Genomic DNA, 553 nt, shown 5'->3' on the forward strand with positions numbered 1-553 from the left:
TGCCGGAGGTTGCACTACCCACGAAACTGATAGTTGCACCAATGGCATCTTTTAGTTGAAGTTGGATGGCATTGCTTATGTCTTGTGAAGAGAACCTTCGTTTTACGCTTCCTGAACGTACTAGTTGTTTATAGGCTTTTGAAGATAAGTTTGGGATGTTTTGTTTCGAAATTTCTTTAGTGAGCCTTGCTCGTTCGTGTCGATTTAAGCCCTTTAAAACTTCACTTAAGCTTTTTCCTGAGCTCTTCTGTAGATTACTTATGGCTTTTATTGTGGCTGTGCCTGATGCCCCAACACCTACCAGAGATATGTAATCGAGGGCTTTAGATGTATTTTGATACCAAGCTTGCGAGTCCAGTTCATCTAGCTTATCAGGAGCAAAACCCTCAGCTCCACTCCTGCCTATGCCCACCATACATTGGACTGTAGAGGCCGCCGCCGCACTGTATCCCAAATAAGTAACGGCAGCACTCGTGCCTCCCGAAATTGGAATCGCACCAACACTACCAACAACCACCATCCAACCTAAAGCTGCTGAAGCACAGCTTAAGCC

General features: G+C 45.4%; 1 pseudogene. It reads right to left on the reverse strand.

The window, feature by feature from the left end:
* Window positions 1-553: pseudogene (locus R7Z49_RS26940) on the reverse strand (hypothetical protein); the annotation flags it as partial.

The sequence above is a fragment of the Vibrio sp. 1562 genome, assembly GCF_033340155.1.
Taxonomy (GTDB): Bacteria; Pseudomonadota; Gammaproteobacteria; order Enterobacterales; family Vibrionaceae; genus Vibrio; species Vibrio alginolyticus.